Source organism: Nocardioides sp. NPDC059952, assembly GCF_042730435.1.
Lineage (GTDB): Bacteria > Actinomycetota > Actinomycetes > Propionibacteriales > Nocardioidaceae > Nocardioides.
In genome coordinates, this window is sequence record NZ_JBHWLY010000024.1 from 55,795 (window position 1) to 71,898 (window position 16,104).

Below are 16,104 nucleotides of genomic sequence, written 5' to 3' on the forward strand. Positions count from 1 at the left end.
GGACCCTGACCCCACGCCCGACAGTCGTCGCGGGACATCACGGGTCGAGCACGGGCCTCAGCCCGAGATCAGCGGGGCGATCTCTTCGAACCCCACGGCACCACATTGCCGGAGACGAACGTCCGCGATTCGGACCCTTCGCGTGGAATCGGGATACCGATCATCCCGACGAGCTCACCCAGGTCGCTGATCGTCGGCCCGCTCCACTCGGGATCCAGGTCATCGGCGACGCCGTCGCCGAGCCCTTCGAGCGCTCTGGCCCGGAACCGCACGGTCCGCATCCCGACCGCCTCGGCCCCGCTGAGCTCGTGCTCGGCACCGTCACCGACATAGACGCACTCGTCGGTCCGCACATCGAGCGCCGCCGCAGCGACCAGGTAGGCACCCGAATCCGGCTTGCGTACGCCGGTCTGGCAGGAGAACGAGGCGGCGTCCAGGTGCTCCGCGAGCGGGCTCTGCGGCCAGATCGCGACCGTCTCCGCCCCGCAGTCGGCGACGAGCCCGAGCTTGAACCCTCGTTTACGCAGCGACTTGAGCGCGGGCAGCGCCCAGGTCGCGGCATGCAGAGAGAGCGAGTAGTTCAGCCTCCGGGCGATGGCACTCTCGACCTGGGACTCGGTCGGCGACCCGCCGACCCGTCGTGCCAGGTAGCGCACGGTGTGGTGCACATCGGCCATCAGACCGCGTACGCGTTCGTCGAAGGTGTCCGCGACCACGGCCGCGAACGCATCAGGGTCGACTCCGAGATCCGCGCCCATCCCCCGGGCCACCGCGTGGTGCTCGGCAGCATGGCCGCTCGGGACGAGCGTGTCGTGCAGGTCGAAGAGGACCGCGCGCACCCCGGCCTCGTCCATGAACTCAGCCTAACCACGATCGGATCCTGACCGAGGGAATTCGGCGAACAGGGCGCGGACGGCCCGAGTGGGCCGGCGTCAGGCCTCTGACCTAGACTGGAGCCGCGAAGGGGAGTAGTCCTCAACAGTCGCGTCGACATACTGGCCCCCGGGCCCGGCGCGATCGGCCACCGGACGGATGTCAGGTGGCGGACGAGACCTTCGACCAAGCATCCGTATCCACATGACGGTGCTGGTCGAAGGACGATCGACCCCTCATGGGATTCCTCCGGCCGGTGCCGGAGAGGAATCCTGTGTACGCCTTCCTGCTTTCGACCGCGGTCATCTTCGTCGCCGAGCTCGGCGACAAGAGCCAGCTCATGGCGATGACCTTCGCCACCCGTTACCGGGCTCGAGACGTGATCATCGGGATCACCGCCGCCACCGCGATCGTCCATCTGGCCTCGGTCGGCATCGGCGCGCTCATCGGCGACGCCTTCGCCGAGCAGCAGCACTACATCACCATCGTCGCCGGGATCGCGTTCCTGTTCTTCGCCGGCTGGACCCTGCGCGGCGACGAGCTCACCGAGGACGAGGCCAAGAAGGCTCGCAACAGCCGCGGCATGGCGATCTTCGCCGTCGGGATCGCGTTCTTCCTGGCCGAGCTCGGCGACAAGACGATGCTCGCGACGATCACCCTGGCCACCCAGGAGGGCTGGCTCGGCACCTGGATCGGCTCCACCGTCGGGATGGTCGCGGCCGACGCCCTCGCCATCGGTGTCGGCGCCCTCCTCGGCCGCAACCTCCCCGAGAAGGTGATCAAGTACGGCGCCGCCGCCCTGTTCGCGATCTTCGGGATCATCCTCGTCATCGACGGCGTCGTGCAGCTGTGACAGCGGGCGCCCGGCCGCGCGGACGTCACGCGCGGCCGTGGTGGGTCCGAAAGACGTCGGTCGGATCGACGACCCGCTTGACCTCGGCCAGACGCTCGACGTCGGCAGGCAGATAGCCGGCCGCGAGCCGGGCCGCGGTCACGTCAGGGCCGGACAGGAAGTTCACGGCCGGCCCGCCGGTGCTCCACGGGGCCAGACGGGCCATCAGTCGGTCCAGGTCCGCCACGAGGCTCGCCGCCTCACCGGTTTCCGCCACACCACCGGCATAGGCGACGTACTCACCGTCGCGCCTGCCGAGCGAGGCCGGCACCACGCCGGGGCGGGTGAAAGCGCCGCCCATGTGACGTACTTCCACCAGATAGCGGCCGGTGGCCGTCTCGGCGAGAAGCTCGGCCACGGCGGCCTTGTCGAACGCGTGCAGCATCGTGTTGCGGGCATGGAACGGCACCGGTGTCGTCGGCTCGGCGTGGATCGTGCCCACCTGCGCGTACGGCATCTCGGCGACGGTGTCGGTGACCGGCCCGAGCTCCCGGAACCGGGAGACCAGGCGTTCCCCGTCGACCGCCTCACCGGTGAACGCGAAGCGGACGTGCACGACGCGGCGCCCGCGGATCGCCTCGGGCAGGAACGGCAGGTCCGGCATCTGGATCAGCAGCACGGACGTGCCCATCGTCTCGGGGGTGGTCCGCGTCCACTCCGCCCAGGTCGAGAGCACACGCTCGGCCTCGCTCGGGTCGGTGGCGTCGAAGTGCATGCCGCCGCCGTACAGCCGGGCGACCGGGTGCAGATCGATCTCGAGGGCGACCACGACCCCGAGGCTGCCCTTGCCACCACCACGCAGCGCCCAGAACAGCTCGGGATCCGAGGTCGCGGTGACGTGACGCAGCTCCCCGTCGGCGGTCACCAGGTCCAGGCTGCGTACGTGGTCGACGGCCCAGCCGAACTGGCGGCCGAGGACACCGATCCCGCCGCCGAGGTGGTACGCCACCACCCCCACCTCGGGCGAGGAGCCGTTCAGCGGTGCGAGACCGTGCTCGGCGGCGGCGCGGACCAGCGCCCCGCCGCGTACGCCGGCCTCGACCGTCGCCGTGCGAGCGACCGGGTCGATGGCGACGCCGTCCATCCGCGAGGTGTTGATCAGGACCTGGCCGTCGGCCGGGACGGACGGGCCGTGGCCCGTCGCCTGGACGGCCACGCCGAGTCCGCGGCTGGTGGCGTGGCGAACTGCGTCCACCACCTCGGCGACCGACGTCGCTGGGATCACGACCTCGGGCTTGTGGTCGACGGACAGGTTGTAGCCACGGCGCTCCGTGTCGTAGCCGGAATCGTTCGGGAAAAGGTAATCGGTCATAGTTCGAGCATCTCGGCTCTGACCTCGGTGAACAACGACAGTTCTGGCATCGACTGATAACATGAAGGTTATGGAAAGGCGTGAGATCGAGATCTTCCTCACCCTCGCCGAGGAGCTCCACTTCGGCCGGACCGGCGACCGGCTGCTGGTGTCCCAGGCACGGGTGTCCCAGACGATCAAGAAGCTGGAGCGCCAGTTCGGGGTGACCCTGTTCGATCGCACCAGCCGACGCGTCGCGATCACCCCGGTCGGCGCCGCCCTCTACACCGACCTCCGCGCGGGACACGACCGCATCGAGCGTGGGGTGGCCGCTGCGATGGCGGCCGGGCGGGGCGTCACCGGCACGCTCACCGTCGGTCTCGAGGCGCCCGCGGTGGCCGAGCTCGCCGCCCCGGTGTTCACGCGTTTCCGCGATCGCAACCCCGGTGTCGAGGTGGTCTTTCGCGAGACCGGCTTCGTCGATCCGCTCGACCTGCTGCGTACGGGCGAGGTCGACGTCACCGTCACCAACGGGCCGGTCGACGAGGACGGGTTCGACGAGGGGCCGGTCGTGTTCCGGGAACCGGTCGTGCTGGCGGTCGCTCGCGACCACCGGCTCGCGAACCGTTCCTCGGTGACGTTGGCCGATCTGGACGGCGAGGTGGTCTTCCGCGCCGGACGCCGGGCGGCGCCGTACCGCAGGGAGCCCGAGCCACAGGTGTCGACCCTCCTCGATCTGATGGCCCGGGTCGCCGCGGGCGAGGGGGTCTGCCCGCTGGCGGCGCACGCGGCCGACTACTTCGCCCGCCCGACCTTGGCGATGGTGCCGTTCGAGGCCGGGCTGCCCCCGGTGACCTGGGTGCTGTGCTGGCGGGCCGGGGCGCGCACGGCCCGGGTCTCCGCACTCGTCGACGCGACCCGCGCCGGCTGACCGTCAGGGACGGTCGAGAGCCTCGACCCGGCGGTTCAGGTAGCGCTGCTCCGGCACGCTCCGGGTCAGCTGGGCCGCCAGCACGTAGTGCTCCCGAGCCGTCGCGACGTCGCCGGACTGCTCGAGCAGGTGCGCCAGCACGGCATGGGCGCGATGGTGCCGCTGCATCGCCGGGTGCTCCAGCAGGTCGCGTACGATCTCGATCCCGTGCTCGGGGCCGAGGCTCATCGCCACGGCGACGGCCCGGTTGAGCGTGACCGCGGGCGAAGGCGCGACCTGCGCGAGCATCCCGTAGAGCAGGTTGATCTGGAGCCAGTCGGTGGCCTCGTACGACTCAGCCTCGGCGTGGACCGCGGCGATCGCCGCCTGCAGCTGGTAGCGGCCCACCGGCCCCTCGGGGAGTACGTCCTCCAGCAGTGCGACGCCCTCGCGGATCAGCTCCTGGTCCCACTGCGAGCGGTCCTGGTCCTTGAGCGGGATCAGGTCGCCGAGATGGTCGACGCGACCGCACGAGCGTGCCTGGGTCAGCAGCATGAGCGCGAGCAGGCCGGTGGCCTCGTCGTGCTCCGGGAGCACACTGCGCACGATCCGGGTCAGCCGGATCGCTTCGTCGGTGAGCTCGACGCCCTGCAGCTCCGGGCCGCTGGTGCGGGTGTGGCCCTCGTTGAAGATCAGGTGGCAGACGTCGAGCACGCAGGCGATCCGCTCGGCCAGCTCGTCCGGCGCCGGCGAGCAGAACTCCTCGTCCTTCAGCGTCGCCCGCGCCCGGCTGAGGCGCTGCCCCATGGTCGCCTCCGGCACCAGATACGCAGCCGCGATCTCCGATGTCTTCAGACCGCCCACGCACCGCAGCGTGATCGCCACCTGGGAGGGGCGGCGCAACGCGGGATGGGCGCACATCATCATCAGCCGCAGCGAGTCGTCGTAGGCAGACCCGATCTCCACGGCGGCCGGGTCCGGGTCGTCGAGCCGCCGGGCGATCCCGTCGGCGACCTCGCGCCGGGTCCGGGCCGTGTCCGCGCGCATCTGGTCGATCAGGCGCCGATGAGCCACCCGGATCAGCCAGGCCCGCGGGTCGGCCGGTAGCCCGTCGCCCGGCCACTTCTGGCTGGCGGCGATCAGCGCCTCCTGCGCGGCGTCCTCGCAGCCGGGGAGGTCGGGATGGACCCGAAGAAGGGCGCCGAGGACGTGGGCGGACTCCTGCCGCCACACATCCTCGACTCCCGTGACCGTCATGTCAGTAGGTTGCCACCGGCCGCAGCTCGACCGTTTCACCGGGGCCGCTGAAGCTGCGTACGACCTCTTCGGCCCGCTCCTGGGACTCGACGTCGATCAGGAAGAAGCCGGCCAGATGCTCCTTCGCCTCGGAGTAGGGGCCGTCCGTGGAGATCGGCTCGCCGGCCTCCCAACGGTAGAGCCTGGCCGAGGCCGGATCCGCGAGCGCCTGCCCGCCGATGAGCTCCCCGTTGGCCGAGAGCTCCTCCATGATCCCCTCGAAGGCCGCGTTGAGCTTCTCCCGGGAGGCTTGCGGCAGCGACTGGAACTCCGGGATGAAGTCACCCGTCGGGTGACCCCACGGCTGCGGGTTGGAGTGGATCAGGATGACGTACTTCATGGCTCTTCCCTTTCGTCGGCGCCTGCCGTAGGCGTGCTTACGGGGATACGTCGGAGCCGAGTGGCGTAGTTCTACATCGTCCCAGAAGTGGGCCGCCGACACCTGCGATACGGGTGAGGCGACGCGACCGGCCCGCCGCGACTTCCGTGCCGCGGAGCGGGCTCCCGACGGAACACTCTGCAGCGGCCGTCACCGATGTGGAAGGGTGACCGATTGTGAATCCGGGAACGTTCGAAGCCATCGACGAACGTCTTGTCTCCACTCTCGACGACCTGCTCGACCAGCCGTCCCTGGAGCCCGGAATCGTCGTCGACGCGCTCTTCAACCGATTGGTGACCGCGGTGCTGAGCGTGCCCGAACCGGAGGCCGACACCGTGCTGGCGGCGCTGCCGCCGTCACGCTCACCGGCCCGCTTCCGATCGGTCGCGTCCGCAGGCGAGCATGCGCTCGAGCGGGCCTGGGCCGACCGGATTTCCCGCGCCGCCGACCCCGCGGCGGCGTTCGCCCGCTTCCCCTACCGCGAGAACTACCGGCTCCTCGTGGAGATGGAGCTGGCAGCCGTACGCCGCCAGGGCACCGTCCCGCGGCACGTCCTCCTTCTGGGCTCCGGGCCGCTTCCCCTGACCGCGCTCTGTCTGGCCGAGCAGGGCGTCGCGGTGCACTGCGTCGACCACGACGCCGAGGCGATCCGGCTCTCCTCCGCCGTGTTCGGACGTCTGGGTGCCGTCGGCGTGACGTTCGAGCACGCCGAAGCCTCCGCCGCCACGCCACCGCACCCCGTCGACGTCGTGCTCCTCGCCGGCCTGGTCGGGTCCGACGATGCCGCCAAGGCCGCGGTGCTCGAGAAGGCGGTCACCGCTCTCACCCCGGGCGGCCTCGTCCTGGCGCGGAGCGCTCGAGGGCTGCGTACGCTGCTCTACCCGCAGGTCGGCACCGAAGCGCTGGCCGGGCTGACGGTGGTCGCCGAGGCCAACCCCGAGGTCGACGCCCCCGGGACCGACGTGATCAACAGCGCGATCCTCGCCCGCTCGAGCTAGAGGACGGGGTCGAGGACCTCGGCCTTGAGCTGTGCCGCCCGCTCGATCCGCTCGGCGCCGGTCTCGCCGAGGTTCCACGTCGGCATGATGAACTCGTCGAACCCGGCCTCGACGTAGCGGCCGACGAAGTCCTGCAGCTCGCCTGCCGAGCCGGTCTGGGTCCGGGCGAAGCCGGGGTTGGCGCCGTCGAGATCGAGCATGAGGTTGGTCGTCGTCTTGATCGTCGACGGATCGCGGCCTACCTGCTCGCACGCCTCCAGAAGCTTGGCCCGCACCGCGCCGGCGCTCTCCGGCGTGCCCCAGGTGTTCCACTCGTCGGCGTGGCGGGCGACGACCCGCAGCATCCGCGGGCCCTTGGCGCCGACCATGATCGGCAGCGGAGAGGCCACCGGCTTCGGCTCGCACGGAGCGTCGGTGAGCTGGAAGTGGGTCCCCTCGAAGGTCGTACGCGGCTTGTCGAGCAGCGACCGGGTGACCTCGATCGCCTCCTCGAACCGGTCGACGAGCACCTTCGCGCTCGGCAGCTCGATGCCGTACGCCTTGTGCTCGTTGATCTGCCATCCGGCACCCATGCCGAGCACGAACCGCCCGCCGGCGATGTGGTCGATCGTCGCAGACCGGTTCGCGAGCAGCGCCGGGTGGTGGATCGTCGTCGGAGAGACCAGGGGCCCGATGCGTACGTTCTCGGTGGTCGCGGCCAGCGCCGGGAGAACCCCCCAGACCTCGTGCGTCGGCCCGTCCTCGATGGCCTCGGAGCCGGTGTTGGGCATGTAGTGGTCGGCGAACCAGACGCCGTACCAACCGGCCTGGTCAGCCGCCTGCGCCTCGGCAAGGATGTCGGCAGTGGGAACGGCGGGACTGGGCCACAGCGAGATCTTCACGACCCCAACCTACCCACGAGCGAAACTCGCCTTCGCCGAAAATATTTGAGCGGGATTCTTGGCAGCGTTGTCGATCCCGCGTAGACCTCGTTCGACCAAGGGGTGAACGGGCCGGCAAGACGGCCCGACCGACACAGGAGAAACCGAGATGCCGAAGTACATGCTGATCTGGCGCACCATCGACGAGGAGAAGCAGAACGCCGCGATGGCCGAGATCCCCTTCGAGCAGATGCTCGAGAAGATGGGGAAGCTCAACGACGAGCTCATCAAGTCGGGCGTCCTGCTCGCCATGGAGGGGCTCGACCCCGAGGAGCACACGGTCGTCACCTACGCCGACGCCGAGGAGCCGCCGGTGGTCACCGACGGTCCCTACGGCGAGACCAAGGAGCTCTTCGGGGGCTTCTACCTGATCTCGGTCGCCTCGAAGGAGGAGGCGGTCGAGTGGGGCAAGCGGCTCAGCTACTTCCCCGGTTCCGCCGTCGAGATCCGCCGGGTGCCGACGATCGACGAGTTTCCGCAGGACAACCCGTGGATCCAGAAGGAGCTCGACTGGCGGACCAAGACCGGGCAGCTCTGAGGTCGAGACCGGCAGGAGACACCGATGAGTGACGCGACGCGCGCCGTCGAGGCGATCTGGCGCATCGAGTCCGCCCGCATCGTCGGCGCGCTCGCGCGCTACACCGGAGACTTCGCCCTCGCCGAGGACGCGGCGCAGGAGGCGCTCGCGGAGGCGCTGGTCGCCTGGCCGCGCGACGGCCAGCCGGCCAACCCGGTCGGCTGGCTGATGACCACCGCCAAGCGGCGGGCGATCGACACGATCCGCCGCGCCGGGGTCCAGCGTGAGAAGTACGAGGCGATCGCCCATGACCAGGACGAGGCGTACGCCGACGACCTGGACGTCGAGCGGATCGACGACGACGTCCTCGCGCTGATGTTCGTCTCCTGCCACCCGGTGCTGTCCAAGGAGGCCCGGGTGGCGCTCACGCTCCGCGTCGTCGGCGGCCTCAGCAGCGAGGAGATCGCCCGGGCGTTCCTGGTGCCGGTGCCGACGATCCAGGCCCGGATCACCCGCGCCAAGAAGACGATCGCGGCCGCGAAGGTCCCCTTCGAGGTGCCCTCGCCCGACGAGCGACGGCAGCGTCTGGCCGGCGTCCTCAACGTCCTCTACCTGATCTTCACCGAGGGGTCCACCGCCACGTCCGGCGAGGATCTGATCCGCACCGACCTCGCGCGCGAGGCACGGAGACTGACGAGGGTGCTGATCGGCGTGCTGCCCGACGAGCCGGAGGCGTACGGGCTGCTCGCGCTCATGGAACTGACCGCCTCCCGCTTCCCGGCCCGCACCGATGCCACCGGCGACCCTGTCCTCCTCGAGGACCAGGACCGCACCAGGTGGGACCAAGGTGCCGTACGCCGCGGCCTGGCCGCCCTCGAGCAGGCGACCCCGCGAGGCCTCGGTCCCTATGGGCTCCAGGCCGCGATCGCGGCCACCCACGCGACCGCCGACTCGGTCGAGACCACCGACTGGGAGCGGATCGTCGTCCTCTACGAGGCGTTGGGCCGCATCGCACCCAACCCGATCGTCGACCTCAACCGCGCCGTGGCCGTGGCGATGGCCCACGGACCGCTGCGAGGCCTGGAGATCGTCGATCGGATCGCAGATGACAAGCGGCTCGACCACACCCATCTCCTCCCGACCGTACGCGGAGAGCTGCTGCGCCGGCTGGGCCGAACCGTCGAGGCGCGTGAAGAGCTGGAGCGGGCGGCAGGCATGTGCACGAACGAGCGGGAGCGTGCCGTCCTTCGGCAGAAAGTCGCTGATCTTACCTAAAACGGGGTATACCTGGCGCCCATGTCACAAACAGCGAGGACCGAGGCGTCCGAAACCCCGCGCTGGCGGATCCTGGGGCCCGGCCTCGTGGTGGCCGCCACCGGTGTCGGCGCCGCCGACCTGGTCGCCACCCTGATCGCCGGCAGCAAGTACGGCTACGCCCTGCTGTGGGCCGTCATCGTCGGCTGTCTGCTGAAGGTGGTCCTGGTCGAGGGTGCCGGGCGCTACAGCCTGGCGACCGGCGAGACGATCTTCCAGGGCTGGCGGCGTCTGGGCATCTGGACGACGATCTACTTCGGTCCCTACATCGTGATCTGGGGCTTCATCTACGGAGCCGCTGCGATGGCCGGCACCGGTCTGGCCCTGGCCGCGCTGTTCTCGTTCGCGTCGGTGAAGGTCTGGGGCATCTTGTCCGGCCTGATCGGTCTCGCCATCGTGTGGGCCGGCCGCTACGGCCTCTTCGAGAAGTTCCTCGCGGTTCTGGTCGGCATCATGTTCGTCACCATGGTCGCCGCCGCGATCATCACGGTGCCCAACATTCCCGAGCTCCTCGTCGGCCTGGCCCCGACGATCCCCGAAGGCTCCCTGGTCAACATCCTCTCGGTCGCCGGCGGCGTCGGCGGCACCATCACCTTGGCTGCCTACGGCTACTGGCTGCGGGAGAAGGGCTGGCACACGCCGCAGTTCATGCGTGTGATGCGGATCGACAACACCACGGCGTACGTCGTGACCGGGATCTTCGTGGTCGCCACCCTCATCGTCGGCGCCGAGCTGCTCTACTCCGCCAACATCGCCATCGGCACCGGCGACCAGGGCATGCTCGACCTGTCCAAGGTGCTCGCCGACCGCTACGGCGACTGGTTCGGCAAGCTCTTCCTGATCGGCTTCTGGGCCGCGGCGATGTCCTCGCTCGTCGGGGTCTGGAACGGCGTCAGCCTGATGTTCGCGGACTTCATGGGGACCATTCGCGGACGGGCGGACGAGCCCGAGGCCAAGAGTGGCGGCATCTGGTACCGCACCTACATCCTCTGGCTCACCTTCCCGCCGATGATCTGGCTCCTGCTCGCCGACGAGCCCACCTGGCTGATCCTCATCTACGGAGTCCTGGGCGCGTTCTTCATGCCGTTCCTGGCCGTCACCCTGCTCTGGCTCCTCAACACCAGCCACACCCCCGCGGAGTGGCGCAACAAGTGGGTCTCCAACATCGGCCTCACCATCTGCGCCCTGCTCTTCGCCTGGCTCGCCTTCGACCAGGTCCGCACCTCCATCCAGGACCTGCTCGGCTGAGCCCCGAGCATTCGGCGGATCGGTGGGCGCCAGGCCCTAGGCCTGCGCCTTGCCGATCCGCCAGTACCCGACGAAGGTGATCCGCGACTTGGGCACCCCGAGCGTCACCAGATGGCGCCGTCCCTCGGCCGGGATCGTCCGCTCACCGACTAGGTAGGCCGAGAGCGTGGCCGGCGCCTCGGGGGTGAACGCCTTCACCTCGGCGATCGCCAGCGTCCCGGGCTGCTCGGCGGAGTCACCTCGAGCCAGCCACCGCACCTCGACGCCCTCGGGCCCGGAGACGTCCTGGACGTCGGCCATGTCCGAGATCTCGATGATCGCCAGGCCGCGCGCGTCGCGAGGCATGTCTCGCAGGATCCCGACGATCGCCGGAAGCGCCGACTCGTCGCCGACGAGCAGGTGGAACGACGCGTCCGGAGCGAAGTCGAAGCCCGTGCCCTGATCCATGAGCACGACCCGCTCCCCGGGCTGTGCCGTACGCGCCCACGGGCCCGCGATCCCGAGATCTCCGTGCACGACGAAGTCGACGTCGATCTCACCGAGGTCGGGCCGGTGCTCGCGCACGGTGTAGTTACGCAGCGGCGGCCGGTCGCCATGCCTCAAGTACTTGAGGTAGTCGATCGTCCCGAGCTTCTCGGGAACCGCGTCGAAGTTGGTGGCTTGCCCTCCCGGCCGCGGCAGGAAGAGCCGGAACCACTGGTCGAACCCGCGCTGCGGGAAGCGTCGCAGATCATCGCCTCCCAAGGTGAGCCGCACCATGTGCGGCGTGACCTGCTTGTTGTGCAGCACCTCGGCCGCGTACACGCCCTTCAGCTTCCGGCCGTCATCGAATCCCATGCCCAGCTCCGTCTAAATCAGGTAAGGCTTACCTTGCTTCGCCGAGCCTAGCGGCCCCCACCACCCTCTGCCGAGGGTTGTGCGACAAACTCCTGCGGCACCGACCTGCTGACTGATAATCTCCGGCCGCCGCCTTTGCGGCACGAACCTGCCACGGTCCCTCAGCCACGTCCTCAGGCGCCGTCGGCCAAAGCCCGGAGCCTCGATGACCCCCACCTCCCGCCGTCGACTGCGCTTGTGCGCGGCGACCGCCGTCGCCATGCTCGCGACACTCGCGCCGATCACCGCCGCGTCGGCCACCACCACCGACACCACAGCGCCGAAGATCTCCGCGACCTCGTACAAGCAGTGGCTCAGCCCAAGCGACATGAAGTGGCGCGGCGCCTTCTGGAGCGCTACCCCCGCCTACACCTGGTCCAGCTCGGACAACGTCGGCGTCGCCTCCCACGAGGTCCAGACGTGGATCGGTAGCGGCACGGGATCGCGCCTCGGGACGAGCACCTGGTCGAGCATCGCGAAGTACGCCAAGACCTACTCCGGGACCCGGCGGTCGCTCCACACCGAGATCGGCGAGGGCGAGCAGGCCTGCCAGCGTGTCCGCGCAACGGATGCGGCTGGCAACCGCAGCGCCTGGTCGGGGTGGAGGTGCACGTACGCCCCGTTCGGGGAAGAGACCGTGGACGGCGCCTGGGACCCGACCGCGTTCAGCTTCAAGCTACGCAATACCGGAGCCGCGAACGACCGCGTCTCGACCCTGAAGGTCAAGGCCACCGGCGTACGCATCAAGGTGGCCACCGGTCCTTCGCGAGGCGCCGCGAGGGTCAGCATCGGATCCACCCACCTCGGGACGATCTCCGCCGCTTCCAAGAAGCCCGGGAGCAAGTACGTCACGTTCCGCAAACCGTCCTCCCTGTCCGGCTGGATCCAGGTCCGCACCACCTCGAAGTCGTCGAAGTCTTTCCTCGTCACCGGCCTGTGGGCCATCCGATCGACCACCGGTCTGTCCAGTGCAAAGGTCGGGTATCTTGCCACCTCCGGCGGGTCGGAGGCCGACAACGTTCCCGCCCCGGTCACGTCGTCGGACAAGACGAGCCCGAGGATCACCAGGTTCGGCTTCACGCCCGTGTGGCCGACGAAGCGAGCCCAGAACGGCATGTATCGAGCGGTGGCGACCTGGGCCGCGACCGACAACGTGAAGGTGACCGGCTACCTCTACCAGGAGAAGTACGCATCAGGCGGAACCTCCCTGTTCGCCAACAGCACCCGCTACACCACGAGCACCTCGTTGACGGAGCGGCCCGACTACCTGGGCGATACGACCTGCCTCCGGGTCCGCGCCCGCGACGCCGCCGGCAACGTCTCCCCCTGGTCGGGCTGGAGGTGCTCGACCGCACCGATCACTGTCCTGGGCGGCAACTGGGCAAGCGGTGGCTTCCCCGAGATCGCCGGCGAACCCTGGGTGTACGCCGCCGTCTCCCCACGGACCTCCGACCAGACGACCGACCGCTACGCGGCCAAGGCATTGCGTCTCAAGGTGCGCACAGGCCCGACCCGTGGCAAGGTCAGCATCTACGTCGGCGGAGTCCGCTTCGGCACGATCAACACCTACGCCCGGACCAACGGCTCGAGGTGGGTCGTACTACGCCACGACCGGGAGGCACGGGGCCGGATCCGGGTGGTCGCAGTCACCAAGAAGGCATACGTCGGGTCCGTGTACCTCATGAAGGACACGGCCAAGGCGGTCCGCAGGGACATCGGGTGATTACCTCTTCGGCACCCGGCTGAAGCACGCTCACGAGGTCGGAGGATCCTGAGCACATGACCCTCCCTGAGCCCTTCAGAGATCATTTCGGTCCTGAGGAGCATCTCTACGGCTGGCTGGTCAACCGGTTCGCCGACGACCTCGACTCGGGTGGCCCGACGGCCGAGATCTGCCGGGATCACCTCGACGCCTCCCGTGCCGATGCCGTGCAGCTGCGCCTCCTGGCCGCGCTGCACCGCATCGTGCTTCGTGGTGACGCACCCGAGCTCGAGCGCTTCTATCCCAACCTCGGTGGCACCGACGCGTACGCCACCTCCTGGCCGTTGTTCGAGGAGGTGGTCGCAGCGCACGTCGACGAGCTCCGTGGAGGTCTGGAGGTGGCGCCCCAGACCAACGAGGTCGGGCGCTCCGCCTGCCTCCTCATCGGCATCTTCGAGGCCGTACGCCGCACCGGCCTGCACCGCATCCGGCTGCTCGAGCCGGGCGCCTCGGCCGGGCTCAACCTGCTCGTCGACCGCTACCGCTTCCGCGGTGACGACTGGGCGTACGGCCCCACGGACAGCCCGCTGACGATCGACACCCAGAGCGCAGGTGCGCGCCCGGTTCCGTTCGAGGTCGTCGCACGCCGCGGCTGCGATCTGGCCCCGGTCGATGTCTCCACCGCAGCCGGCCGCGAATACCTGACCTCGTTCGTGTACTGGCCCGCCGACGTCCGCGCCGGCGTTCGTGCCGCCGTCGACGAGGCCCGCGAGCGTATGCCCATCGCCCATGTCGGCCTGGAAGGCGTCCCGCCGGCGCAGAAGGCCTCGGGCTGGGACATCCGCACTGACGGTCCCGCCCTCCGCCTCGACGGCGACGTGCTCGCCCGCTCCACCCACCACGGCCCACCGTTGATCCTCGTGTAGCTCTCGCGAGACCAAAGTCGGTTGACCCGTTTCGCATCCAGGTCAAGGCTGTTCAGCATGCCCGCCGACGAGCTTCCCGGCTGGAGGCGCAACGCAGCGATCTTCCTCGCCGGCCAGACGGTCTCCCTGCTCGGCTCGATGCTGGTGATGTACGCCGTGATGTGGCACCTCACCATCGAGACCCGGTCCGGGTCGGTGCTGATGCTGAGCCTCGTCTTCGGGATGCTCCCGCAGGCGTTCATGTCCATCTTCGGTGGCGTCTGGGCCGACAGGCATCACCGCAAGTTCCTGATCATGGGCTCCGACGCCACGATCGCGGTCGCGACCCTGATCCTGGCCGGTTTGATGGCCAGCGGGATCGACGACCTCTGGATCATCTATCTCGCTCTGGCCATCCGCTCGGTCTTCGCCGGGATCCAGATGCCTGCTGTGACGGCGATGATCCCGCAGATCGCGCCGGAGTCGCAGCTGCTCCGGATCAACGGAGCCTTCCAGACCATCCAGTCGGCGATGACACTCCTGGCCCCGGCGCTCGCCGCGGTCATCTACGCCAGCATGGACATCGTCGCCGTGTTCTTCATCGACGCAGTCACGGCCCTGATCGGCGTCGGCCTGCTCGCCCTCGTCCCGGTCGCCCGTATCGTGCGCCCCGACCAAGGGAATGTCTCCTACTTCGGCGACCTCCGCGCCGGCCTGAAGTACGTCTCGACCCATGCGCACGTGCGCTGGATCCTCGTCCTGTTCACGCTCGTCATGGTGATGGTCGGAGCCCCCTCCTACCTCACCCCGCTCATGGTCACCCGCACCTTCGGCGACGAGGTCTGGAAGCTCACCGCGAACGAGCTGTTCTGGGGCTTCGGCATGCTGGCCGGCGGTGCCGCCATGGCCGTCTTCGGACCCAAGATCATCCACCGGATGCGCTTGATGGTCGGTTCGGTCGTTCTCATCGGGCTGTTCGTCGTCGGGCTCGGAGTCTCCACGAACATGTGGGTGTTCTTCGTCTTCGGCCTGCTGATCGGGGTGTCCTTCTCCGCACTGAGCGCGCCCGCGATGACGATCCTCCAGGAGCGCGTCGAGCCGGAGATGCAGGGGCGCGTCTTCGGCATCGTCGGCATCGTCATGTCGGTTGCCATGCCACTCTCCATGGTGGTCTTCGGCCCGCTCGCAGATCAGTTCTCGGTCGAGTTCCTGCTTGTCCTCGCCGGTCTGCTGCTCTTCATCATGGTTGCCGGCATCCTCGCCATCCCCGGTGCTCGCCGGTCGCTGGCCGAGGTCGACCTCCCTCAGGAAGAGCCCATCGCTTCTGTTGATTCGGTCACGCCGGACGAGGAGGCCTCCCAGGGCACTAAATGACAGCTGCCCGGCACCTCGAGGGCACCGGGCAGCTGGAGAAGCTCTGGATCAGCGGCTGGTGACCAGCTTGATGGCCACGCCGAGACCCACGGCAACGACGGCGGCGATGAGCAGCTTCTTGACCATGGGAACCCCTTGCTCGTGATGTTGGTACGGACTCAACTATGACATTGGACCTCGCGCCGCCGCCTACGTCAACCGGGCGTGGCGCGAAGAGACCTTCACAATCATCTCGAGCACCGCATCATAAGTGGCCACAAATGGCAGCAGGGCCACCTCCGAAGAGGTGGCCCTGCGCAAAGTATGTCCGGCGGCGTCCTACTCTCCCACAGCCTCTCGGTTGCAGTACCATCGGCGCTGAAGGGCTTGACTTCCGGGTTCGGGATGGGACCGGGTATTTCCCCTTCGCTATGGCCGCCGTAACTCTAGAGATCACGCTCCCGTATACCCGGGGGGGTGACCAAACCTGTGTTACAACAGTTGGTTGTGGACGCGAGACTTGACGGTCTTCGTTTGTTGTTTTTGTTGAGGGTTTATGAAAGATAAGCCCTCGGCCTATTAGTACCGGTCGGCTGGGCATCACTGCTGTACACCTCCGGCCTATCAACC

Annotated in this window: 15 protein-coding genes and 1 rRNA gene; 9 read left to right on the forward strand and 7 right to left on the reverse strand. The window is 68.8% G+C overall.

Features of this window, described 5'->3' with window-relative positions:
• Positions 1-68: 68 nt before the first annotated feature.
• Complete coding sequence (locus tag ACFV9G_RS13360) at positions 69-854, reverse strand: HAD family hydrolase (protein ID WP_378727951.1); 786 nt, start codon at positions 852-854, stop codon at positions 69-71.
• A 257-nt stretch (positions 855-1,111) separates the two neighbouring features.
• Between ACFV9G_RS13360 and ACFV9G_RS13365 the strand changes: the two genes are divergently transcribed.
• Positions 1,112-1,726 (forward strand): TMEM165/GDT1 family protein, encoded by a 615-nt coding sequence (locus tag ACFV9G_RS13365; protein WP_378727952.1) that lies wholly within the window; start codon positions 1,112-1,114, stop codon positions 1,724-1,726.
• 25 nt (positions 1,727-1,751) lie between these two features.
• Here ACFV9G_RS13365 and ACFV9G_RS13370 read toward each other — a convergent pair whose 3' ends face one another.
• Positions 1,752-3,077, reverse strand: a complete 1,326-nt coding sequence (locus ACFV9G_RS13370; RefSeq protein ID WP_378727953.1) for an FAD-binding oxidoreductase — start codon at positions 3,075-3,077, stop codon at positions 1,752-1,754.
• A 70-nt stretch (positions 3,078-3,147) separates the two neighbouring features.
• Here ACFV9G_RS13370 and ACFV9G_RS13375 point away from each other — a divergent pair, with 70 nt between their 5' ends.
• A complete protein-coding gene (locus ACFV9G_RS13375) occupies positions 3,148-3,987 on the forward strand; it encodes a LysR family transcriptional regulator (RefSeq protein WP_378727954.1) in 840 nt (279 codons plus the stop codon).
• Between the two features lie 3 nt (positions 3,988-3,990).
• On the opposite strand, the gene ACFV9G_RS13380 is transcribed toward ACFV9G_RS13375, so the two are convergent.
• Both ACFV9G_RS13380 and ACFV9G_RS13385 read right to left on the reverse strand, forming a co-directional pair.
• Entirely contained in the window at positions 3,991-5,223 is a 1,233-nt protein-coding gene (locus ACFV9G_RS13380; RefSeq protein WP_378727955.1) for an RNA polymerase sigma factor, read from the reverse strand.
• Position 5,224: 1 nt separating this feature from the next.
• A complete protein-coding gene (locus ACFV9G_RS13385) occupies positions 5,225-5,602 on the reverse strand; it encodes a YciI family protein (RefSeq protein ID WP_378727956.1) in 378 nt (125 codons plus the stop codon).
• Between the two features lie 215 nt (positions 5,603-5,817).
• On the opposite strand from ACFV9G_RS13385, the gene ACFV9G_RS13390 reads away from it, so the two are divergent.
• Positions 5,818-6,639, forward strand: coding sequence for a nicotianamine synthase family protein (locus ACFV9G_RS13390; RefSeq protein WP_378727957.1), 822 nt, complete (start codon positions 5,818-5,820; stop codon positions 6,637-6,639).
• On the opposite strand, the gene ACFV9G_RS13395 is transcribed toward ACFV9G_RS13390, so the two are convergent.
• Complete coding sequence (locus ACFV9G_RS13395) at positions 6,636-7,520, reverse strand: LLM class flavin-dependent oxidoreductase (protein ID WP_378727958.1); 885 nt, start codon at positions 7,518-7,520, stop codon at positions 6,636-6,638. The genes ACFV9G_RS13390 and ACFV9G_RS13395 overlap by 4 nt on opposite strands.
• A 148-nt stretch (positions 7,521-7,668) precedes the next feature.
• Here ACFV9G_RS13395 and ACFV9G_RS13400 point away from each other — a divergent pair, with 148 nt between their 5' ends.
• Genes ACFV9G_RS13400 through ACFV9G_RS13410 form a run of 3 tightly spaced genes read left to right on the forward strand, consistent with a single transcriptional unit; the run spans position 7,669 to position 10,638 of the window.
• Complete coding sequence (locus ACFV9G_RS13400) at positions 7,669-8,097, forward strand: YciI family protein (RefSeq protein ID WP_378727959.1); 429 nt, start codon at positions 7,669-7,671, stop codon at positions 8,095-8,097.
• A gap of 24 nt (positions 8,098-8,121) precedes the next feature.
• A complete protein-coding gene (locus tag ACFV9G_RS13405) occupies positions 8,122-9,351 on the forward strand; it encodes an RNA polymerase sigma factor (protein ID WP_378727960.1) in 1,230 nt (409 codons plus the stop codon).
• A 21-nt stretch (positions 9,352-9,372) separates the two neighbouring features.
• On the forward strand, positions 9,373-10,638 hold the full coding sequence (locus ACFV9G_RS13410) for an Nramp family divalent metal transporter (protein ID WP_378727961.1): 1,266 nt from the start codon (positions 9,373-9,375) through the stop codon (positions 10,636-10,638).
• Between the two features lie 36 nt (positions 10,639-10,674).
• On the opposite strand, the gene ACFV9G_RS13415 is transcribed toward ACFV9G_RS13410, so the two are convergent.
• A complete protein-coding gene (locus ACFV9G_RS13415) occupies positions 10,675-11,475 on the reverse strand; it encodes a siderophore-interacting protein (protein WP_378727962.1) in 801 nt (266 codons plus the stop codon).
• A gap of 205 nt (positions 11,476-11,680) precedes the next feature.
• Between ACFV9G_RS13415 and ACFV9G_RS13420 the strand changes: the two genes are divergently transcribed.
• Genes ACFV9G_RS13420 through ACFV9G_RS13430 form a run of 3 tightly spaced genes read left to right on the forward strand, consistent with a single transcriptional unit; the run spans position 11,681 to position 15,495 of the window.
• On the forward strand, positions 11,681-13,237 hold the full coding sequence (locus tag ACFV9G_RS13420) for a hypothetical protein (protein WP_378727963.1): 1,557 nt from the start codon (positions 11,681-11,683) through the stop codon (positions 13,235-13,237).
• A 56-nt stretch (positions 13,238-13,293) separates the two neighbouring features.
• Positions 13,294-14,142 carry a DUF2332 family protein gene (locus ACFV9G_RS13425; RefSeq protein ID WP_378727964.1) on the forward strand — a complete coding sequence of 283 codons (849 nt, stop codon included), beginning with the start codon at positions 13,294-13,296 and terminating at the stop codon, positions 14,140-14,142.
• Positions 14,143-14,199: 57 nt separating this feature from the next.
• A complete protein-coding gene (locus tag ACFV9G_RS13430) occupies positions 14,200-15,495 on the forward strand; it encodes an MFS transporter (protein WP_378727965.1) in 1,296 nt (431 codons plus the stop codon).
• A gap of 305 nt (positions 15,496-15,800) precedes the next feature.
• Here ACFV9G_RS13430 and rrf read toward each other — a convergent pair.
• Positions 15,801-15,917: ribosomal RNA gene (gene rrf, locus ACFV9G_RS13435) — 5S ribosomal RNA — on the reverse strand.
• Positions 15,918-16,104 lie beyond the last annotated feature (187 nt).

What these genes read in the sequence shown, in the direction of transcription:
- ACFV9G_RS13420 (WP_378727963.1), top strand. Translation starts at nt 11,681, where the DNA reads ATGACCCCCACCTCCCGCCGTCGACTGCGCTTGTGCGCGGCGACCGCC.
- ACFV9G_RS13400 (WP_378727959.1), top strand. Translation starts at nt 7,669, where the DNA reads ATGCCGAAGTACATGCTGATCTGGCGCACCATCGACGAGGAGAAGCAG.
- ACFV9G_RS13410 (WP_378727961.1), top strand. Translation starts at nt 9,373, where the DNA reads ATGTCACAAACAGCGAGGACCGAGGCGTCCGAAACCCCGCGCTGGCGG.
- ACFV9G_RS13430 (WP_378727965.1), top strand. Translation starts at nt 14,200, where the DNA reads ATGCCCGCCGACGAGCTTCCCGGCTGGAGGCGCAACGCAGCGATCTTC.
- ACFV9G_RS13380 (WP_378727955.1), bottom strand. Translation starts at nt 5,223, where the DNA reads ATGACGGTCACGGGAGTCGAGGATGTGTGGCGGCAGGAGTCCGCCCAC.
- ACFV9G_RS13365 (WP_378727952.1), top strand. Translation starts at nt 1,112, where the DNA reads ATGGGATTCCTCCGGCCGGTGCCGGAGAGGAATCCTGTGTACGCCTTC.
- ACFV9G_RS13375 (WP_378727954.1), top strand. Translation starts at nt 3,148, where the DNA reads ATGGAAAGGCGTGAGATCGAGATCTTCCTCACCCTCGCCGAGGAGCTC.
- ACFV9G_RS13405 (WP_378727960.1), top strand. Translation starts at nt 8,122, where the DNA reads ATGAGTGACGCGACGCGCGCCGTCGAGGCGATCTGGCGCATCGAGTCC.
- ACFV9G_RS13360 (WP_378727951.1), bottom strand. Translation starts at nt 854, where the DNA reads ATGGACGAGGCCGGGGTGCGCGCGGTCCTCTTCGACCTGCACGACACG.
- ACFV9G_RS13425 (WP_378727964.1), top strand. Translation starts at nt 13,294, where the DNA reads ATGACCCTCCCTGAGCCCTTCAGAGATCATTTCGGTCCTGAGGAGCAT.
- ACFV9G_RS13385 (WP_378727956.1), bottom strand. Translation starts at nt 5,602, where the DNA reads ATGAAGTACGTCATCCTGATCCACTCCAACCCGCAGCCGTGGGGTCAC.
- ACFV9G_RS13370 (WP_378727953.1), bottom strand. Translation starts at nt 3,077, where the DNA reads ATGACCGATTACCTTTTCCCGAACGATTCCGGCTACGACACGGAGCGC.
- ACFV9G_RS13415 (WP_378727962.1), bottom strand. Translation starts at nt 11,475, where the DNA reads ATGGGATTCGATGACGGCCGGAAGCTGAAGGGCGTGTACGCGGCCGAG.